A 16,423-nucleotide genomic window follows, 5' to 3' on the forward strand; every position below is an offset into this window, starting at 1 on the left:
ACGATGAGTGACAGCAGCACCGACCGGCTCGGCAGCCTCAGCGAGCTCGGTGTCTCCGTCTGGCTGGACGACCTCTCCCGGGAGCGTCTGACCGGCGGTGGCCTGAGGGCCCTGGTCGACGAGAAGCACGTGGTGGGCGTGACCACCAACCCGACGATCTTCGCCGGCGCCCTGTCGAAGGGCGACTCCTACGACGAGCAGATGGCCACGCTCGCGAGACAGGGCGCCAGCGTGGACGAGGCGGTCCTCGCCGTCACCACCGACGACGTCCGCCACGCCTGCGACCTGCTGCGGGACGTCTACGACGCCACCGGAGGTGAGGACGGCCGGGTGTCCATCGAGGTGGACCCCCGGCTCGCGAAGGACACCGACCGGACGATCGAGCAGGCCCGCGTGCTGTGGCAGACCGTGGACCGCCCGAACCTCTTCGTGAAGATCCCCGCCACCATGGAGGGACTGCCCGCCATCACGCAGGCGATCAGCGAGGGCGTCAGCGTCAACGTCACGCTGATCTTCTCCCTCGACCGCTACCGCGCAGTGGCCGCCGCGTACCTCGACGGGCTCGAGCGCGCCCACGCCGCGGGCATCGACCTGAGCGGGATCCGCTCCGTGGCCTCCTTCTTCGTCTCCCGCGTGGACGCCGAGATCGACGCGCGCCTCGACGCGATCGGCACGGAGGAGGCGAAGGCGCTGCGCGGCAGGGCCGGCGTCGCCAACGCCCGCCTCGCCTTCGAGGCGTACGAGGAGATCTTCTCCACCCCGCGCTGGGAGGAGCTTGCCGCGGCCGGCGCCCACCCGCAGCGCCCCCTGTGGGCGTCCACGGGCGTGAAGGACCCGGCGTACCCGGACACGATGTACGTGGACGAGCTCGTCGTCGACGGCGTGGTCAACACCATGCCCGAGAAGACGCTGCAGGCCGTGGCCGACCACTCGGAGCTGCGCGGCGACACCGTCCACGGCACCTACGCCGAGTCTCGTCACCTTTTGGACGAGCTCGAGCGCGTGGGCGTGTCCTACACCGACGTCGTGCAGGTGCTCGAGGACGAGGGCGTGGAGAAGTTCGAGAAGAGCTGGGCCGAGCTGCTCGAGACCGTCGAGGCCGCTCTGCAGGGCCGCACCGTGACGCAGGAGGCCGCCAAATGAGCGCGTCCGCAGCGACGATCGCGTGGGCGGGCCCTGAGGAGGGCGCGCTCATCGAGGTGAGCGCCACCGGGGACGCCGCACGCGCCGTGTCCACCCACCTTCCCCGGCTCGTCGACGACAGGGTCGCCAGCCGGCTCAGCGCCCAGGACGCCACGCTGTGGGGCGAGGCCGCCGAGTCCGAGGCGGCGGTCCGCCTGGGCTGGACCCGGCTGCACGAGACCTCCCGTCCGCTGCTCGAGCCGCTGGCGAAGCTCCGCGAGGAGCTCCTCGAGGAGGGCGTCGACCGCGTCGTCCTGTGCGGCATGGGCGGCTCCTCGCTCGCGCCCGAGGTCATCGCGGGCACCGCCGGCGAGCAGCTGGTCGTGCTCGACTCCACGCACCCCGACCAGGTCCACCGGGCGCTCGAGGGCGACCTGAGGGCGACGGTGGTCGTCGTCTCCTCCAAGTCCGGGTCGACCGTGGAGACCGACTCCCAGCGCCGCACCTTCGAGGCGGCCTTCACGGCGGCCGGCATCGACGCGGCCAGCCGGATCGTCGTCGTGACCGACCCCGGCTCTCCGCTGCAGCAGGCGGCGGAGGAGGCTGGCTACCGCGCCGTGTTCGAGGCGGACCCGAACGTCGGCGGCCGCTTCTCCGCGCTCACCGCGTTCGGTCTCGTCCCGGCCGCGCTCGCGGGGGTCGACGTCGAGGAGCTCCTGGACGAGGCGGCGGCGGTCGCCGAGTTCTTCGCCGAGGACTCCGAGGCGAACCCGGCGCTCGTGCTGGGCGCCGCCCTGGCGGGCACCGACCCGCTGCGCGACAAGATCGTCGTCCGCGACGCCGGCTCGGGCCTGTTCCACTTCGGCGACTGGGCGGAGCAGCTCGTCGCCGAGTCCACCGGCAAGGAGGGCACCGGGCTGCTGCCCGTCGTCGTCGGGCCGAGGGCGCCCGAGCTCACCGACGTGGCACGCGACGTGCTGCCCGTCCTGCTCACCCCGCTCACGGACGAGACGGACAAGGGGGTCGAGGACGAGGCGGCCCGCACGGAGGTCACCGTCTCCGGGACCCTCGGCGGCACCATGCTGCTGTGGGAGCACGCCGTGGCGGTGGCGGGCCGGCTGCTCGGCATCAACCCCTTCGACCAGCCGAACGTCGAGTCCGCCAAGGCGGCGGCCCGCGGCCTGCTCGAGTCGACCCCGGCGCCCCAGCCCCCCGCGTTCGAGGACTCCGGGATCGAGGTCCGTGCGTCGTCGGGCCTTCTCGACGGCGCAAGCTCCGTGGACGAGGCCCTCGAACGGCTCCTGGCCCGGCTGGGCGAGGACGGGTACCTCGCGGTGATGGCCTACCTCGACCGCGAGGGCCGGGCCGCGAGCATCCTCGACGGCGTGCGCGACGGGCTGGCCCGGCGCACGGGCCGCCCGGTCACCTTCGGGTGGGGGCCGCGCTTCCTCCACTCCACGGGGCAGTACCACAAGGGCGGACCCGCCAACGGCGTGTTCCTGCAGATCACCGGCACACCGACGGCGGCCGTGCAGATCCCGGGGCGTGACTTCGACTTCGCCACGCTCGTCTCCGCCCAGGCGGCCGGCGACGCCCGCGTCCTGGCCGAGGCCGGGCGTCCGGTGCTGCGCCTGCACGTGGGCAACCGGGACGCGCTCGCGTGGCTCGCCGGCGTACTCACGGGACCGGCGCGGTGAACAACCCGCTCCGCGACCCGCTCGACCGCCGCCTGCCACGTATCGCCGGGCCCTCGAGCCTGGTCATCTTCGGGGTGACCGGGGATCTGGCGAAGAAGAAGCTCATGCCCGCGGTCTACGACCTCGCCAACCGCGGCCTGCTGCCGCCGTCGTTCGCCCTGACGGGCTTCGGCCGACGCTCGTGGAGCGACGAGGACTTCGCCGAGGTGGTCCACGACGCGGTGCGTGACAACGCCCGCACACCGTTCGACGAGCGGACGTGGAACCAGCTCGTGACGGGCTTCCGGTTCGTCCAGGGCGAGTTCGACGACGACCACGCGTTCGACCAGCTGGCGCAGACCGTCACCAACCTGGACGCGGAGCGCGGCACGGGTGGCAACCACGCGTTCTACCTGTCGGTGCCGCCGAACGCGTTCCCGCTGGTGCTGCGGCAGCTGGCCCGCTCCGGGCTGTCGGGCTCCGAGCCGGACAGCTGGCGGCGGGTGGTGATCGAGAAGCCGTTCGGGCACGACCTGTCGTCGGCGCGCGATCTCGATGCCGTCGTCTCGGAGGTCTTCCCGCCGGACTCGGTGTTCCGTATCGACCACTACCTCGGCAAGGAGACGGTCCAGAACATCCTGGCGCTGCGTTTCGCCAACCAGCTGTTCGAGCCGATCTGGAACGCCAACTACGTCGACCACGTGCAGATCACGATGGCCGAGTCCATCGGCATCGGCTCGCGCGCGGGGGTACTACGACGGTATCGGGGGCGGCTCGGGACGTCATCCAGAACCACCTGCTGCAGCTGCTCGCGCTCACGGCGATGGAGGAGCCGGTCTCCTTCGAGGCCGATGCGCTGCGGGCGGAGAAGGAGAAGATCCTCTCGGCCGTCAAGGTCCCCGAGGACCTCGACGCCCACACCGCCCGCGGGCAGTACGCGGGCGGCTGGCAGGGGGGCCAGGAGGTCCGCGGCTACCTCGACGAGGACGGCATCCCGTCGACCTCGGAGACCGAGTCCTACGCCGCGGTCCGGCTGGACGTCGACACGCGGCGCTGGGCGGGCGTGCCGTTCTACCTGCGTGCCGGCAAGCGGCTCGGCCGGCGGGTCACGGAGATCGCCGTCGTGTTCAAGCGGGCGCCGCACCTGCCGTTCGACCTGACGTCGACGCAGGAGCTCGGGGCGAACGCGCTCGTCATCCGGGTCCAGCCGGACGAGGGCGTGACCATCCGCTTCGGCGCCAAGGTGCCGGGGACCGCGATGGAGGTCCGCGACGTCACGATGGACTTCGGCTACGGCCACGCGTTCACGCAGGACTCCCCCGAGGCCTACGAGCGTCTCATCCTCGACGTCCTGCTCGGCGACCCGCCGCTGTTCCCGCGTCAGAAGGAGGTCGAGCTGTCCTGGCAGATCCTCGACCCCATCCTCGACCACTGGGCGCGGCGCGGGCAGCCGGAGCAGTACGCTCCCGGCTCCTGGGGGCCCGCCTCGGCGGACGCGATGCTGGCGCGCGACGGACGCACCTGGCGCCGGCCGTGAGAACGGGATCGGTCACGACATCGCCGAGCACGACGGTGTCGGCCACTACGGTGTCGGCCACGACGGCGTCGGCCACGACAAGGAGCTACGAATGATCGTCACCCTCCGCAGCACCAACTCTGCCGAGGTGGGGTCCCGCCTCGTCTCGCTTCGGGACGAGGGCGGCGCCGTCGCCCTCGGGCGGGTGCTGACCCTCGTGATCCTGCCCGACGACGAAGCCTCGTCCGAGCGGGCGATCCGGACGGCCAACGGCGCGTCCCACGAGCACCCCATGCGTGTGATCGTCGTGCTCCCGGACGACTCGGAGAAGCCGGCGGGACTCGACGCGGAGATTCGCGTCGGCGGGCACGCCGGCGCGTCCGAGGTCGTGGTTCTGCGTCCGCGCGGCGGGGCCGGCACGGCGCCCGACACGCTCGTCATGCCGTTGTTGCTGCCGGACGCGCCGATCGTCGCGTGGTGGCCGTCCACTCCCCCCGCGACCCCCTCGGCCGACCCGATCGGTGCGATGGCGCAGCGCCGGATCACCGAGTCGGTGCGTTGTGAGGCACCGGTCCAGACGTTGGACGCGCTGGCGGACGGTTACGCACCCGGCGACACGGACCTCGCCTGGGGCGGGCTGACGCTGTGGCGGGCACTCCTCGCAGCGGCGCTGGACGAGCCGCCGACCGAGCCGGTGCTGGCCGCCAGGGTGGCGGGCGCGCCGGAGCACCCGAGCGTCGACCTGCTCGCCGCGTGGCTGCGCGTCTCGCTCGGCTGCCCCGTGACGGTCGTCGACCGAGGGCACAGCGGGATCGAGTCGGTCGTCCTCGAGCAGAACCTCGGCCCGATCAGCATCGTCCGTCCGGAGGGTTCGACCGTCGCCGTGCTCAGCCGGCCGGGAAGGCCCGACCAGCACGTGAACCTGCCGCAGCGCAACACCGAGAACACCCTCATCGAGGAGCTTCGCCGGCTCGACCCGGACCTCACCTACGGGCGTGTCCTGACGCAGGGGCTTCGCGAGCTCGCACAGGCGTAGGGTTCGGAGCCTCCCGGGAGCCTCGTGCCAAACCGGCTCGTGCGTGCAGCGTCTCGCGGCCCGTGCCAGGCTTGCGATCGATCCGGTAGCCGCTAGCACAGGGACAGGGCCGCGCGCTCACCTGCCGAGCGTCCACAGTTCCGGGCCGGTCCGGTGCCGATGTCGGTGGGTCGGCCTAGTGTTGTACTCATGTTTGAGAGCGGGGGGCGGGCCGGGGTCGCCGGCGGTGGTGCGGGCGTGTCGGTGCTCGAGCGCCGGTTCTCGGATTCCCTCACGGCTTGCGGCGCGGCTCCGGTGCCGCAGGTGGACCTCTCCGGCCGGGGGCCGGTGGTCGTGGTCGACCCGGCGCTGCCGGCGTCGTGACGTCGTCGCCGGCCGTCGACGGCGGCCCCTGCCGGCGACGTCACCCCTGCCGGGCACGACGCACGCCCGGCCGACGACGTCCCCTCTGCAGGCCACGACGCACGCCCGGCCGAGGACGTCACTCCTGCCGAGGACGGGGCAGGCGCGGCCGACGACCGCAAGGAATCGGCCGGCCGCATCGTCGAGGACGAGCGTGCCGGCGCCGGCACGGCGGGGCACGGTGCCACGGCCGGCGGTGTGCCGTGGTGGGCTGTCGTGCGGGCCAGAGCCTCGGTCGCGGCTCGCCAGGCGCCCGTGCTGCCGTAGCTCATGCCCTGGCCGTGGTCGCCGTCGCCGGCGATCGCGTCCATCCGCCCCAGCTCTGGCTCGGCCGCCACCGCGGTGTCCTTCAGGACCGCCAGGACGCCGGCGATCCGCTGCGCCAGCTCGCGCGACGGGTCGCACGCCTCGGGCACGGTGTCCGACACGACCTCCCGCGAGACCACGTCACGCCGGCCGCGGTGCTGCACCGCGCCCCGCCGGAAGGCGATCGTGTCGACGGGCGTGGACCACAGCGCCTCGAGCTCGGCGTCGAGGAAAGTGACGGTGAGCGAGAGCCCGGCCATGTCGAGGGACGACATCATCTCCCCGACCTCGGGCAGGACCGGTGTGACACCGGCGTCCTCGAGCCGCTGCGCCACCCGCCGGTAGACGACGAAGAGCTCTTCGTTCTTGATCGTCCCCAGCCCGTTGAGGATGACGACGGCGCGCCCCTCGTAACCGTCCTGACCACGCCGAGGCTCCTCGGCGAGCACGCCCTCGACGAGCAGGTCCGCGATCTCGGCGGCAGTTCCCATGGGCACGTCGCGCACACCCGGTTCGCCGTGGACGCCGAGGCCGACGCTCATCATCCCCGAGGGGACGGTGAAGAGCGGCTCGTCCGCCCCGGGGAGCGTGCACCCGTGGAACGCGACACCGAGCGAGCGGGTCCGCTCGTTCGCGCGGAGGGCGAGGCGCTCGACCCTGTCCAGGTCGTCGCCCCGTTCTGCCGCGGCGCCGGCGACCTTGAAGACGACGAGGTCGCCGGTGACGCCGCGCCGGTCCAGGTGGTTCTCGGGCGTGTTCGAGGCGACGTCGTCGGAGACGGCGAGCGTGCGGACGTCGAGCCCCTCGGACCGCAGGCGCTCGGCGGCCTGACCGAAGTGCAGGACGTCGCCGGCGTAGTTGCCGTACATCAGAAGCGTGCCGCCGCCGTTGTCGGCCGCCCGGGTCACGGAGCAGACCTGCGACGCCGACGGCGACGCGAAGACGTTCCCGCACACGGCACCGTGGGCGAGCCCCGGTCCGACCCAGCCGGCGAACGCCGGGTAGTGGCCGGAACCGCCGCCGATGACGACCGAGACCGAGCCGCGCGGGCTCTCCGTCGCCCGGACCACGCCGCCGTGCACGCCCTGGAGGTAGCCGGGGTAGGCGAGCGCCATGCCCGCCAGCGCATCGTCGGCGAACTGCTTCGGGTCGTTGAAGAGGCGGGTCATGCGGATCTCCTTCGCTCCGACGCCTGTCGTACAGGCTGCGTCCTATTGGATATCTGAGTACAGATGAGGGGTGAGGGCCGGTGAGTCAGCGGGTCGCGTGCCGGGTCGCTACCGGGAGGCTCGATCGCACCCGGCGACGGTGAGGTCAGACGGCGCCGGCCGTCTGGAGGCCGTCCTGGGCGCGGTCGCCCCGGAGGGACAGCTTGGCGGCCAGGATCGTGCGCAGGTAGTCGCGGTTTCGGGCGGCCACGGACAGCCCGTCGCCGCCGTAGTGCTCCACGCAGAACGTCCCGTCGAAGCCCGCCTCGAGCGCCATGTCGACGACCGCGCGGTAGTTGATGAAGCCGAGCTCGAGGGGTGCCGGGGCGCTGAAGTAGGCCCCGGTCGCGACGTCGAGGTCACGGAAGTAGTTCTTCACGTGCATGTAGTTGGTGTACGGCAGCATCTTGCCGAACTGTGTGCGCCAGTCCTCGACCGGTCGGTGCAGCCGGATCAGGTTGCCGACGTCGGGGTTGATGCCGACGTTCTCCAGGCCGATGTCCGTCACCATGCGCACGCAGGAGTCCGCGGTACCCAGGTACGTGTCCTCGTACATCTCCAGGGAGAGAAGCACCCCGCGTTCGGCCGCGTAGCGGCCGAGCTGGCGGAACGTCTCGACGGCGTGGCGGTACACCTCGGGGTCGTCGGGGTCGGCGGCGCCGGGCTCGTGCCAGAACCAGGTCGCCGTCTGCTGCGCGGGGGTCAGCGGCTGGTGCAGGCCGAGGCACACGGTGCGCACCCCGAGCTCGACCGCGGCGTCGACCGTGCGGTACGAGTACGCGACGTTCGCCGCCGCGGCGACGGGGTCGTGGTCGACGACCGACCGGCGCGACACGGAGATCGCGCTGACGCCCAGCCCTTCGTCGCGCAGCAACGCGCCGAGGGCGTGCAGACGGTCGGTCGCCAGCTCACCCACCGGCAGCCAGGTGTCGGTCAGGTCGACATGGTCGAAGCCCGCGAGGCGCACCTCGCGCAGCACCTTGGCCCACTCGCCGTCGCCCGCCGCGGCGGTCCTTGTGCCGTCCGGCAGCGTGCCGGGATACTGCAGCAGCGCGGCACCGATCGGCCACGTGTCGGAAGTCCAGGACAACATCGTCTCCTTCTGAGGCTCTCCAGAGATCCTGGAGCATATAGGATCTTGGTGAGACTACATGACACACCCTGAGGAGGGTCACCGAACATGGCGACTCGAACGGCCCACCTGACCCGGAAGGTGCTCAGGGACGACGTCCATGACGCCCTGCTGGAGATGCTCATGACCCAGCAGCTCGCCCCGGGTCAGTCGCTGAGCATCGACTCGCTGGCCCGGGAGCTCGGTGTCTCGCCCACGCCGGTGCGCGAGGCGCTGGTCCAGCTCGAGCACACGGGGCTCGTCACGCGAGCCGCCCTCAAGGGGTACACCGTCACCTCGCCGCTCTCCGCGCGGCAGATGGCCGAACTGGTCGACGCCAGGAAGGTGATCGAGCTCGCCGCCGTGGAGCGCGCCGTCGCTGCCGAGGGGATCGTCGAGACGCTCAGGTCCGTCCACGCCGCCCACGAGGCGGTCACCCGGCGCTACGGGCTCGACGGGCCGGCCGGTGTGCAGGACGCCACCCAGGAGCAGATCCTCGAGTACTTCCGAGCGGACTGGGCGTTCCACGAGGCGATCATCCGGTCCTGCGGCAACCGCTTCATCCAGCAGATGGCCTCGATCCTCGGTGCCAACGTCCATCGCATGCGGCAGACGATGGACGTCGGGCTCACCGACGCGATGGACGCGCTGCACGAGCACGCCGGCATCCTCGCGGCCTTCGAGAGCGGCGACGCGGCGGTCGCCGTGGACGCCATGCGCGAGCACCTCGAGCGTGTCTCCGGCCGGGCGCAGGCCGAGGCGGCCGCTACGCCGGAGTAGGCGCCGGTCCAGGTCCCGGACGCGTCGGGATGCGCGCGAGCCGGGCCGCGTCATCCGGAGTGGGCGCCGCGCCTGCTGGGGCCGTGCAGGCCCGAGAGCGGTGGGCCAGGTTGGAGTCGGATCAAAGATCCAATAGGATCGAACGTGGCTACCCGGGTATGGCCCGGGTGGTCGACGGCTCGACGGGGAGGCTTCCCGTCGCGCACGGTGGGTGCGTCCCGCCGCTGCGGACCCTGTGTCGACGTGCCGTCGCAAGGCGCTCGGCCTGGCCCGCGCGCGTCACTACTGCGAGGAGAAGATGACCATGACCGACGTGACCCGCCCCCGGCTCGCGCTCACGCTTGGCGACCTCTCCGGCGTCGGGCCGGAACTGGCGATGAAGCTGCTCGCCGTGGAGGAGAACCGTGAGAAGGCCGAGATCCATCTGCTGGCCTCCCAGGCCGAGGTGGACCGGTACGCCGCGGAGGCCGGTGTCGAGGTGCCGACCGCGACCGTCCCTGAGCCCGGCCGGGTCACCCTCGTCGGCTCGAAGCTGGCCGACCAGCCGGTCGAGCGTGGCGTCGCCTCCGTCGCGGGGGGCTCGCGCGTGCTCCACGACCTGCTCGACAGCCTCGAGATGTACAGGCAGGGCAGGGTTGACTCCATCATGTTCCTGTCTCTGAACAAGTCCGCACTCCATGACGCCGGCATGCACGAGGAGGACGAGCTCCGCTGGTTCGCCAAGGAGCTGGAGCACGACGGCGTCACCTCCGAGCTCAACTTCGTCCCGGGTCTCACGACCTCCCGGGTGACGTCCCACTGTGCGCTCGCGGAGGTGCCGGAGCGCATCAGCGCCCGGTCCGTCCTCGATGCGATCCGTCTGCTCAACGACGTGATCCGGGCCAACGGGATCGACAAGCCGCGTCTCGCGGTGTGCGCGCTCAACCCGCATGCCGGGGGAGAACGGGCAGTTCGGCCGCGAGGAGATCGACCACATCGCCCCCGGTGTCCGGCTGGCCCAGGTCGAGGGCGTGGACGCGCAGGGTCCCTACCCCTGCGACACGATCTTCATCGCCGCACGTGACGGCGAGTACGACGGTGTGGTGACGATGTACCACGACCAGGGACAGATCGCGATGAAGCTCATGGGATTCGACCAGGGCGTCACCGTCCAGGGTGGGCTGCCTGTCCCCATCGCGACGCCGGCGCACGGCACCGCGTACGGGATCGTGGGGCAGAACAAGGCGAACCTCGGGCCGACGCAGCGTGCGTTCGACATCGCCGTCCAGCTCGGTCGCCGCACGCAGGAGCAGCGCGTTCCCGCTGCGGTGTGACGCGCGCGCAAGGGGCCGGTGCTGGCACCGGCCCCTTCGTGCGCCCACCGCCCAGCTCAGGCGGGCGTTGCCGCACCCGTCCTGGCGGCCGCCGCCTCGGCGACCACCTCGGCAAGGGCAGAGGGGTCGTGGGCGAACCGGCCGAGGAAGAGGCCGTCGACGGCGTCGCCCAGGCGTGCGAGGAGCCCCGGACCGGCGGAGCCGCCGTAGACGAGCGTGACCGCGTCTCCCAGGTGGGTGAGGCTGGCCCGGAGCTGGGCGCACACCGCGCGGACGTAGTCGGCCGGCGCCGGCTCCGCGGCGCCGATCGCCCAGTAAGGCTCGTAGGCGATCCACGTCTCGGCCGGCCGGCCGGTGTTCGCAAGGGCGCGCTCGACCTGCCGGAAGCACTCGTGGGCGGCCTCCTCCGGCGTCGTGCGTTCGGCCTCGCCCACGCAGAGGAACGGGATGAGGCCGTTGCGGACCGCGGCAGCCGTCTTGGCGGCGATCATGGCGTCGTCCTCGCCGAAGATCGTCCGGCGTTCGGCGTGGCCGATCTCCACGCAGGAGCAGCCGAGGGCCGCGAGGTCCGCGCCGGACACCTCGCCGGTGAACGCGCCGCGGTCGGCTGGCGCAAGGTCCTGGGCCCCGACGAGCGCAGCCGTGGACGACAGCGCCGCGCAGGCCGCGGGCAGGGTAAGAAAGTCCGGCAGGACCGCCAGCCTGACGTCGCCGCCGCGGACCGCGGGAGTGTGGAGCGCGAGGTCGCGGACGGCGTCGAAGTACTCCAGGGAGCGCTTTCGGTCGAAGTACATCTTGAGGCTCACGGCCACCAGAGGGCTCGTCATCTGTTTCTCCCGGGTCGGTCAGGCAATGAATCCGTCGCGCCGTTCCACGCGGATGTCTGCAGCAACTCGAGTGCGCCACGCAGGCCGATTGCGCTTGCGGACGGTGAGGTGGCACACTCCCTGTCTAATAGATCCTATGGGATCGATGCTGTAGCGATGGTGAGCACGGTGGCTCACTTGCAAGGAGGCAACCATCAATGAACAGGCAAAGGCTGCGGTCGCGGGGGGCGGGCCCCCATGGCCGCCGCTCGGACGGCGACACCGTCGGTGCCGGTCCGAGGAGGCTGGTCGTGAACGGGGCGGCAGTCGCCCGCGGGCCGTGGTTGATGCGGCTGGTGCTGCTGGTGATCGGCGTCGGCGCGCTCGTGGGTGGCGTCGGCTACGGCGTGCGCACCGCCGAGGGCCTGGTCGGCGCCGGCCTCATGCCCGCCGTCGCCGGCGTGGTCATGGTCGCCGCGTCCCTGTGGGACGGCGCCAACGCCTTCCGGAAGGAGCGGGCGTCGGCCGCTGCCGTCGGTGCGACGAATGCGCCCGCCGAGGCACAGGGCGCTGCCGAGGAGCTCGACGTCTTCGGGCGCAACGCGGGCCAGCGCAACCGCGCGGTCGTCCTCGTGTTCGCCGTCATCCTCCTCGCGGTCGTCCTCTCCTACATCGTCGGGCTCCTGCTGGCGCTGACGGCCATGGTCGTGGTGCTGCTGAAGTTCATCGAGAACATGCCGTGGAAGGTGGCGCTCGTCGGCGGCGCCGGCGCCTTCCTCTTCGGGTACCTGGTGTTCGGTGTGGCGCTCAACGTCCCGCTGCCCGCCGGAATGCTCGGCCTGGTCTGAGAGAGAAGACAGATGCTCGAGAACATTGTCCTGGGGTTCCAGACCTCTCTGACCCCGGAGAACGTGCTGTGGTGCTTCATCGGGGTGGTGCTGGGCACGGTCATCGGCATGCTGCCGGGGCTCGGCGCGACCACCGGTGTGGCCATCCTCCTGCCGCTGACTCTCACGATGGAGCCGGTGACGGCGCTCATCATGCTCGCCGGCATCTACTACGGCTGCCAGTACGGGGGCACGATCGCCGCCGTCCTCATCGCCACGCCCGGTGACGCCAACGCCGTCGCGACCGTCGTCGACGGCTACGCGCTCGCCCGCAAGGGGCAGGCAGGGAAGGCGCTCGCGATCGCGGCTATCGGCTCGTTCGTGGCGGCCATCCTCTCCCTGATCCTGCTGATGCTCATCGCCGCGCCGATCGCGTCGTTCGCCCTGCGCTTCGGCCCCGCCGAGATGCTGGCGATCATGATCATGGGACTGCTGACGATCATCTCCTTCTCCGGGGACAACCTGGCGAAGGGCCTGATCATGGCGGGCCTCGGCATCCTTCTCTCCACGGTCGGGATGTCCTCGGGCTTCGCGGAGTCCCGGTTCACCTTCGGCAGCGTGAACCTGCTGGGCGGCATCGACTTCGTCGTCGTCATGATCGGCGTCTTCGCGATCGGCGAGGTCGTGAGCCAGATCGGCACCGGCGGCGTGGAGCCTATCCGCACCCGGATGCGTGACATGGTCATCAGGTTCAAGGACATCAGGGCGTCCTTCTCCGCCATCCTGCGGGGCAGCGGCATCGGCTTCGCTCTCGGCACCCTGCCCGGGGCCGGCTCGACGCTGGCCGCGCTCGTCGGCTACGGCGTCGAGAAGCAGGTGAGCCCGAACCGCAAGGAGTTCGGCAAGGGAGCTGTCCAGGGCGTCGCCGCCGCGGAGTCGGCGAACAACGCCGCGGCCAACGCCAACTTCATCCCCACGCTCGCCCTCGGCGTCCCCGGGGGGACGACGACGGCGGTGCTGCTCGGCGCCTTCGTCATGTACGGCGTCCAGCCCGGCCCGCTGCTCTTCGAGAACCAGCCCAGCCTGGTGTGGGGTCTGCTGACCTCGTTCTTCATCGGCAACGTGATCCTGCTGGTGCTCAACCTGCCGCTCGCCCCTGTGTTCGCGCAGGTGCTGCGGATGCGCTACGCGTTCCTGTACCCGGCGATCATCTTCTTCAGCATGATGGGTGCCTTCGCGGTCCAGAACAATCTCTTCGCGCTTCCGGTCCTGCTGGTCGCCGGCGCGGCGGGGTTCTTCATGAAGAAGTTCGACTACCCGACGGCGCCGCTGATCCTCGGCCTCGTGCTCGGCCCGATGGTCGAGAAGGCTCTGGTCCAGACGTCGTCGTACGCGAACGGCGACCTCACGGTGATCTTCACCGAGCCGCTCTCCCTCGGGATTCTCGTGCTTACGGCGCTGATCATGCTCGTGCCGGCGGCCGCCAAGCGCATCGCCTCCCGCGGCCGGCCGGCCACCGCAGGTGCGGATCCGGCGGACGGTGCCGTCACCGGTCCGGACCGTCCGGCCGCCGGACGTTCCACGACGGACGTCGAGCAGGCCTCGTCCGAGACCGTCGGAGCCGGGAACGCCCGGGTGACGCCCCACCAGGAGGAGTGACCCGCGACGCGGTCACGCACCCTCTCCCCTTCGCACCACCAGGTTCCTCGGCGTCCCCGCCGCGGACGAAGCTCGACCCATCCCCCACACAGAGTTCGGTCAAGGAGGACTCACAACTATGAATGTTCGTCGTGCAGCAATCGTCGCAGGACTTGGAGCGGCAGCGTTGACGCTGAGCGCCTGCTCCGGCGGATCCGCTACCGAGGACGGCGGCTCCGAAGGCTTCGACCCGGGCGACCGCCTCAGCATGATCGTGCCCATGGGTCCCGGGGGAGGTTCGGACCTCTCCGGCCGCTCCATCGCCGCCGGGCTGGAGGAGGTCACCGGAAAGACGATCTCCGTGGAGAACCAGGAGGGTGGTGGCGGCGCCGTCGGCTACGCCAACTTCATGGGTCTCGAGGGCGACGCCACCGCTCTGCTGGCGACCGAGACCGCGCTCGTCAACCTCGCGCTGACCGAGGACGTGCCGTTCAGCTGGGAGTCGTTCACGCCGATCATGAAGGTGGGGCAGGACTCCACGATCATGGTCGTCCCGTCCGGGGCGTCGTACGAGACCTGCACGGACGTGGTCGACGCCGCCCGCGCCGGCGACGTGAAGGTCTCCGTCTCCGGCGGTGTCACAGGCAACGACGCCATCCAGTTCGGCCTGATCGAGAAGGACCAGGACGTCACGTTCCAGCGCGTGCCCTACGAGTCGGGCGGCGAGGCGATCGCAGCCGCGCTCGGCGGTCACGTCGACGTGGCGCTGACCAACCCGGGCGAGGTCATCGGGCAGCTCGAGTCGGGCGACCTCAAGGCGCTGTGCGTGATCGCGGAGGAGCGCTACGAGTACGAGGCGCTCAAGGACATCCCCACGACGGTCGAGCAGGGCATCGACGTCACGTTCTCGCAGTACCGCGGGATCATCGCCCCGGGCGGCATCTCCGACGAGGCGAAGGAGTACTGGGTCAACGCCAGCAAGGAGTACGTCGAGACCGAGGCGTTCGAGGAGTACATGTCGACCAACTTCATGCAGGCCGACCCGCTGTTCGGTGACGACTTCGTCTCCTACCTCGAGGAGTACGAGGCCGATCTGGCCGCCGGCCTGGAGTAAGGGCTCTCTGATCTCGACGGCGGGGGTGGTGGCGGAAACGCCACCACCCCCGCCGTCTGGCGGCGGGCCGTGGCGCGGCCACCCTTCCGCTCGAACACGCGTACGACTAGCCTGGTTGCATGCCCGGCGGGCCGACCATCCTGCACGCTGACCTCGACGCGTTCTACGCCTCGGTCGAGCAGCTGCTGGACCCCTCGCTGCGCGGGCGCCCGGTCGCCGTCGGCGGGAGCGCGAGGGGTGGCGTGGTTCTCGCGGCATCCTACGAGGCCAAGAGGCACGGCGTGCAGGGTGGGATGCCCGGCTGGCGGGCCGCCCGGCTGTGCCCCGACCTCGTCTTCGTCCGTGGCCACTTCGGCCGGTACCAGGAGCTGGCCGACCGGGTGATGAGCGTCCTCGGCGACTACACCCCGGTGGTCCAGCGAATCTCCATCGACGAGGCGTTCCTCGACGTCTCGGGCTCGACGCACCTGTTCGGCACGCCGGGAACGATAGGCACCAGGATCCGGCAGCGGGTCCGCAGCGAGATCGGGCTCCCGATCTCGGTCGGCGCCGCGCGCACCAAGCACCTCGCGAAGATCGCCTCCCAGGTCGCGAAGCCCGACGGGCTGGTGGTCGTCGAGCCCGAGCACGAACGCGAGTTCCTCGACCCGCTGCCCGTCAGCCTCATGTGGGGTGTCGGTCCCGTGACGGAGCAGCGGCTGGCCGACCGGGGGATCCGCACCATCGGCGACCTCGTCGGCGAGCCCGGGCCCGCGCTCGAGAGGCTGCTCGGGAGGGCGACGGGGGCGACGCTGCACGCCCTCGCGCGCAACGACGACCCGAGAAGGGTCACCAGCTCCGGCCGGGCCCGCTCTGTGGGCGCCCAGTCCGCCCTGGGGCGCCGGGAGCCGACGCCGGAGCTCGTCCGGGCCGTGCTCGGTCACCTGGCGGAGCGGGTCGCCGGCCGGCTCCGGGCGAAGGGGAGGGCGGGGCGCACGGTCACCGTCCGGGTGCGGTTCGCCGGCATGCGAACGGTGACCCGCTCCCACACCCTCCCGGTGCCGGTCTCGGCGACGCTGACCCTCACCGAGGTGGCGGAGCGGCTCGTGCGGCAGGCGCTCCGTGACCAGGGCGAGGCCGTCGAGATCACCCTGCTCGCCATCTCCGTGTCCAACCTGACCCGGCAGGCCGTCGTGCAGCTCGAGCTCCCGCTCGAGCCCGAGGACCCGTGGCGGCCCGGCTCGGCCGCCGGCTCGGCCAGGTGGGCGCTCGACCGGTCCATGGACGCCGCCCGTGCGAGGTTCGGCAGGGACGCGGTGGGCTACCTGCCGGCAACCGTGCGACGTGGCGGCGGGGTGCCCGACGAGTTCCGGGAGCTGGCCGAGCGGGACCTCTGACAGGGCGGCGGGGTGCCCGACGGCCTGCGGGGCTGTCCGGGCGCGACCCCTGACGCGCAGGGGTCTCCGACGACCTGCGGGACCTACCCGAGCGGGACCTCTGACGCGGCGGCCGACCGTGCGCCGTCGGCCGCTCGCCCCGGCCGTGCCGCGCGGCCGCGGGCGAAGGGACCACCACACCCCGGCGACCGC

General features: G+C 71.6%; 13 protein-coding genes and 1 pseudogene. 11 read left to right on the forward strand and 3 right to left on the reverse strand.

Annotation, left to right across the window (positions count from 1 at the left end):
* Window positions 1–3: 3 nt before the first annotated feature.
* From tal to DA06_RS10380, 4 genes and pseudogenes are all read left to right on the forward strand, one after another.
* Entirely contained in the window at window positions 4–1,143 is a 1,140-nt protein-coding gene (tal, locus tag DA06_RS10365) for a transaldolase (protein WP_043499721.1), read from the forward strand.
* On the forward strand, window positions 1,140–2,819 hold the full coding sequence (locus tag DA06_RS10370; RefSeq protein ID WP_418607620.1) for a glucose-6-phosphate isomerase: 1,680 nt from the start codon (window positions 1,140–1,142) through the stop codon (window positions 2,817–2,819). Before tal ends, DA06_RS10370 begins: the two co-directional genes overlap by 4 nt.
* Window positions 2,783–4,335 (forward strand): annotated as a pseudogene (gene zwf, locus DA06_RS10375) (glucose-6-phosphate dehydrogenase). Before DA06_RS10370 ends, zwf begins: the two are co-directional and overlap by 37 nt.
* A gap of 91 nt (window positions 4,336–4,426) precedes the next feature.
* Window positions 4,427–5,350 carry a glucose-6-phosphate dehydrogenase assembly protein OpcA gene (locus tag DA06_RS10380; protein WP_043499723.1) on the forward strand — a complete coding sequence of 308 codons (924 nt, stop codon included), beginning with the start codon at window positions 4,427–4,429 and terminating at the stop codon, window positions 5,348–5,350.
* A 92-nt stretch (window positions 5,351–5,442) separates the two neighbouring features.
* Here the strand turns inward: DA06_RS10380 and DA06_RS10385 are convergent, their stop codons facing one another.
* Window positions 5,443–7,227, reverse strand: coding sequence for a dihydroxyacetone kinase family protein (locus DA06_RS10385; protein WP_418607623.1), 1,785 nt, complete (start codon window positions 7,225–7,227; stop codon window positions 5,443–5,445).
* A gap of 145 nt (window positions 7,228–7,372) precedes the next feature.
* Window positions 7,373–8,359: a sugar phosphate isomerase/epimerase family protein gene (locus DA06_RS10390; protein ID WP_052436613.1), complete on the reverse strand. Its 987-nt coding sequence runs from the start codon at window positions 8,357–8,359 to the stop codon at window positions 7,373–7,375.
* Between the two features lie 87 nt (window positions 8,360–8,446).
* Between DA06_RS10390 and DA06_RS10395 the strand changes: the two genes are divergently transcribed.
* From DA06_RS10395 to DA06_RS10405, 3 genes are all read left to right on the forward strand, one after another.
* Window positions 8,447–9,157, forward strand: a complete 711-nt coding sequence (locus DA06_RS10395) for a GntR family transcriptional regulator (RefSeq protein ID WP_043499732.1) — start codon at window positions 8,447–8,449, stop codon at window positions 9,155–9,157.
* Between the two features lie 298 nt (window positions 9,158–9,455).
* Window positions 9,456–10,220 carry a 4-hydroxythreonine-4-phosphate dehydrogenase PdxA gene (locus tag DA06_RS10400; RefSeq protein ID WP_418607625.1) on the forward strand — a complete coding sequence of 255 codons (765 nt, stop codon included), beginning with the start codon at window positions 9,456–9,458 and terminating at the stop codon, window positions 10,218–10,220.
* Window positions 10,150–10,470, forward strand: coding sequence for a 4-hydroxythreonine-4-phosphate dehydrogenase PdxA (locus DA06_RS10405; protein ID WP_418607971.1), 321 nt, complete (start codon window positions 10,150–10,152; stop codon window positions 10,468–10,470). The genes DA06_RS10400 and DA06_RS10405 overlap by 71 nt, the downstream gene beginning before the upstream one ends.
* A 56-nt stretch (window positions 10,471–10,526) precedes the next feature.
* On the opposite strand, the gene DA06_RS10410 is transcribed toward DA06_RS10405, so the two are convergent.
* The gene (locus DA06_RS10410) at window positions 10,527–11,297 is read right to left on the reverse strand and encodes a triose-phosphate isomerase family protein (RefSeq protein WP_043499734.1); all 771 of its coding nucleotides are present in this window, start codon (window positions 11,295–11,297) and stop codon (window positions 10,527–10,529) included.
* Between the two features lie 290 nt (window positions 11,298–11,587).
* Here DA06_RS10410 and DA06_RS10415 point away from each other — a divergent pair, with 290 nt between their 5' ends.
* The 4 genes from DA06_RS10415 (at window position 11,588) to dinB (ending at window position 16,231) form a co-directional block, all read left to right on the forward strand.
* Window positions 11,588–12,124 (forward strand): tripartite tricarboxylate transporter TctB family protein, encoded by a 537-nt coding sequence (locus DA06_RS10415; protein ID WP_043499736.1) that lies wholly within the window; start codon window positions 11,588–11,590, stop codon window positions 12,122–12,124.
* Between the two features lie 12 nt (window positions 12,125–12,136).
* Window positions 12,137–13,762 (forward strand): tripartite tricarboxylate transporter permease, encoded by a 1,626-nt coding sequence (locus tag DA06_RS10420; protein WP_418607626.1) that lies wholly within the window; start codon window positions 12,137–12,139, stop codon window positions 13,760–13,762.
* 166 nt (window positions 13,763–13,928) lie between these two features.
* Entirely contained in the window at window positions 13,929–14,855 is a 927-nt protein-coding gene (locus tag DA06_RS10425) for a tripartite tricarboxylate transporter substrate binding protein (protein WP_418607628.1), read from the forward strand.
* Window positions 14,856–14,974: 119 nt separating this feature from the next.
* The gene (dinB, locus tag DA06_RS10430) at window positions 14,975–16,231 is read left to right on the forward strand and encodes a DNA polymerase IV (RefSeq protein WP_043499741.1); all 1,257 of its coding nucleotides are present in this window, start codon (window positions 14,975–14,977) and stop codon (window positions 16,229–16,231) included.
* Window positions 16,232–16,423 lie beyond the last annotated feature (192 nt).

The sequence above is a fragment of the Georgenia sp. SUBG003 genome (assembly GCF_000715355.2).
In the GTDB taxonomy this organism is placed as follows: Bacteria; Actinomycetota; Actinomycetes; order Actinomycetales; family Actinomycetaceae; genus Georgenia.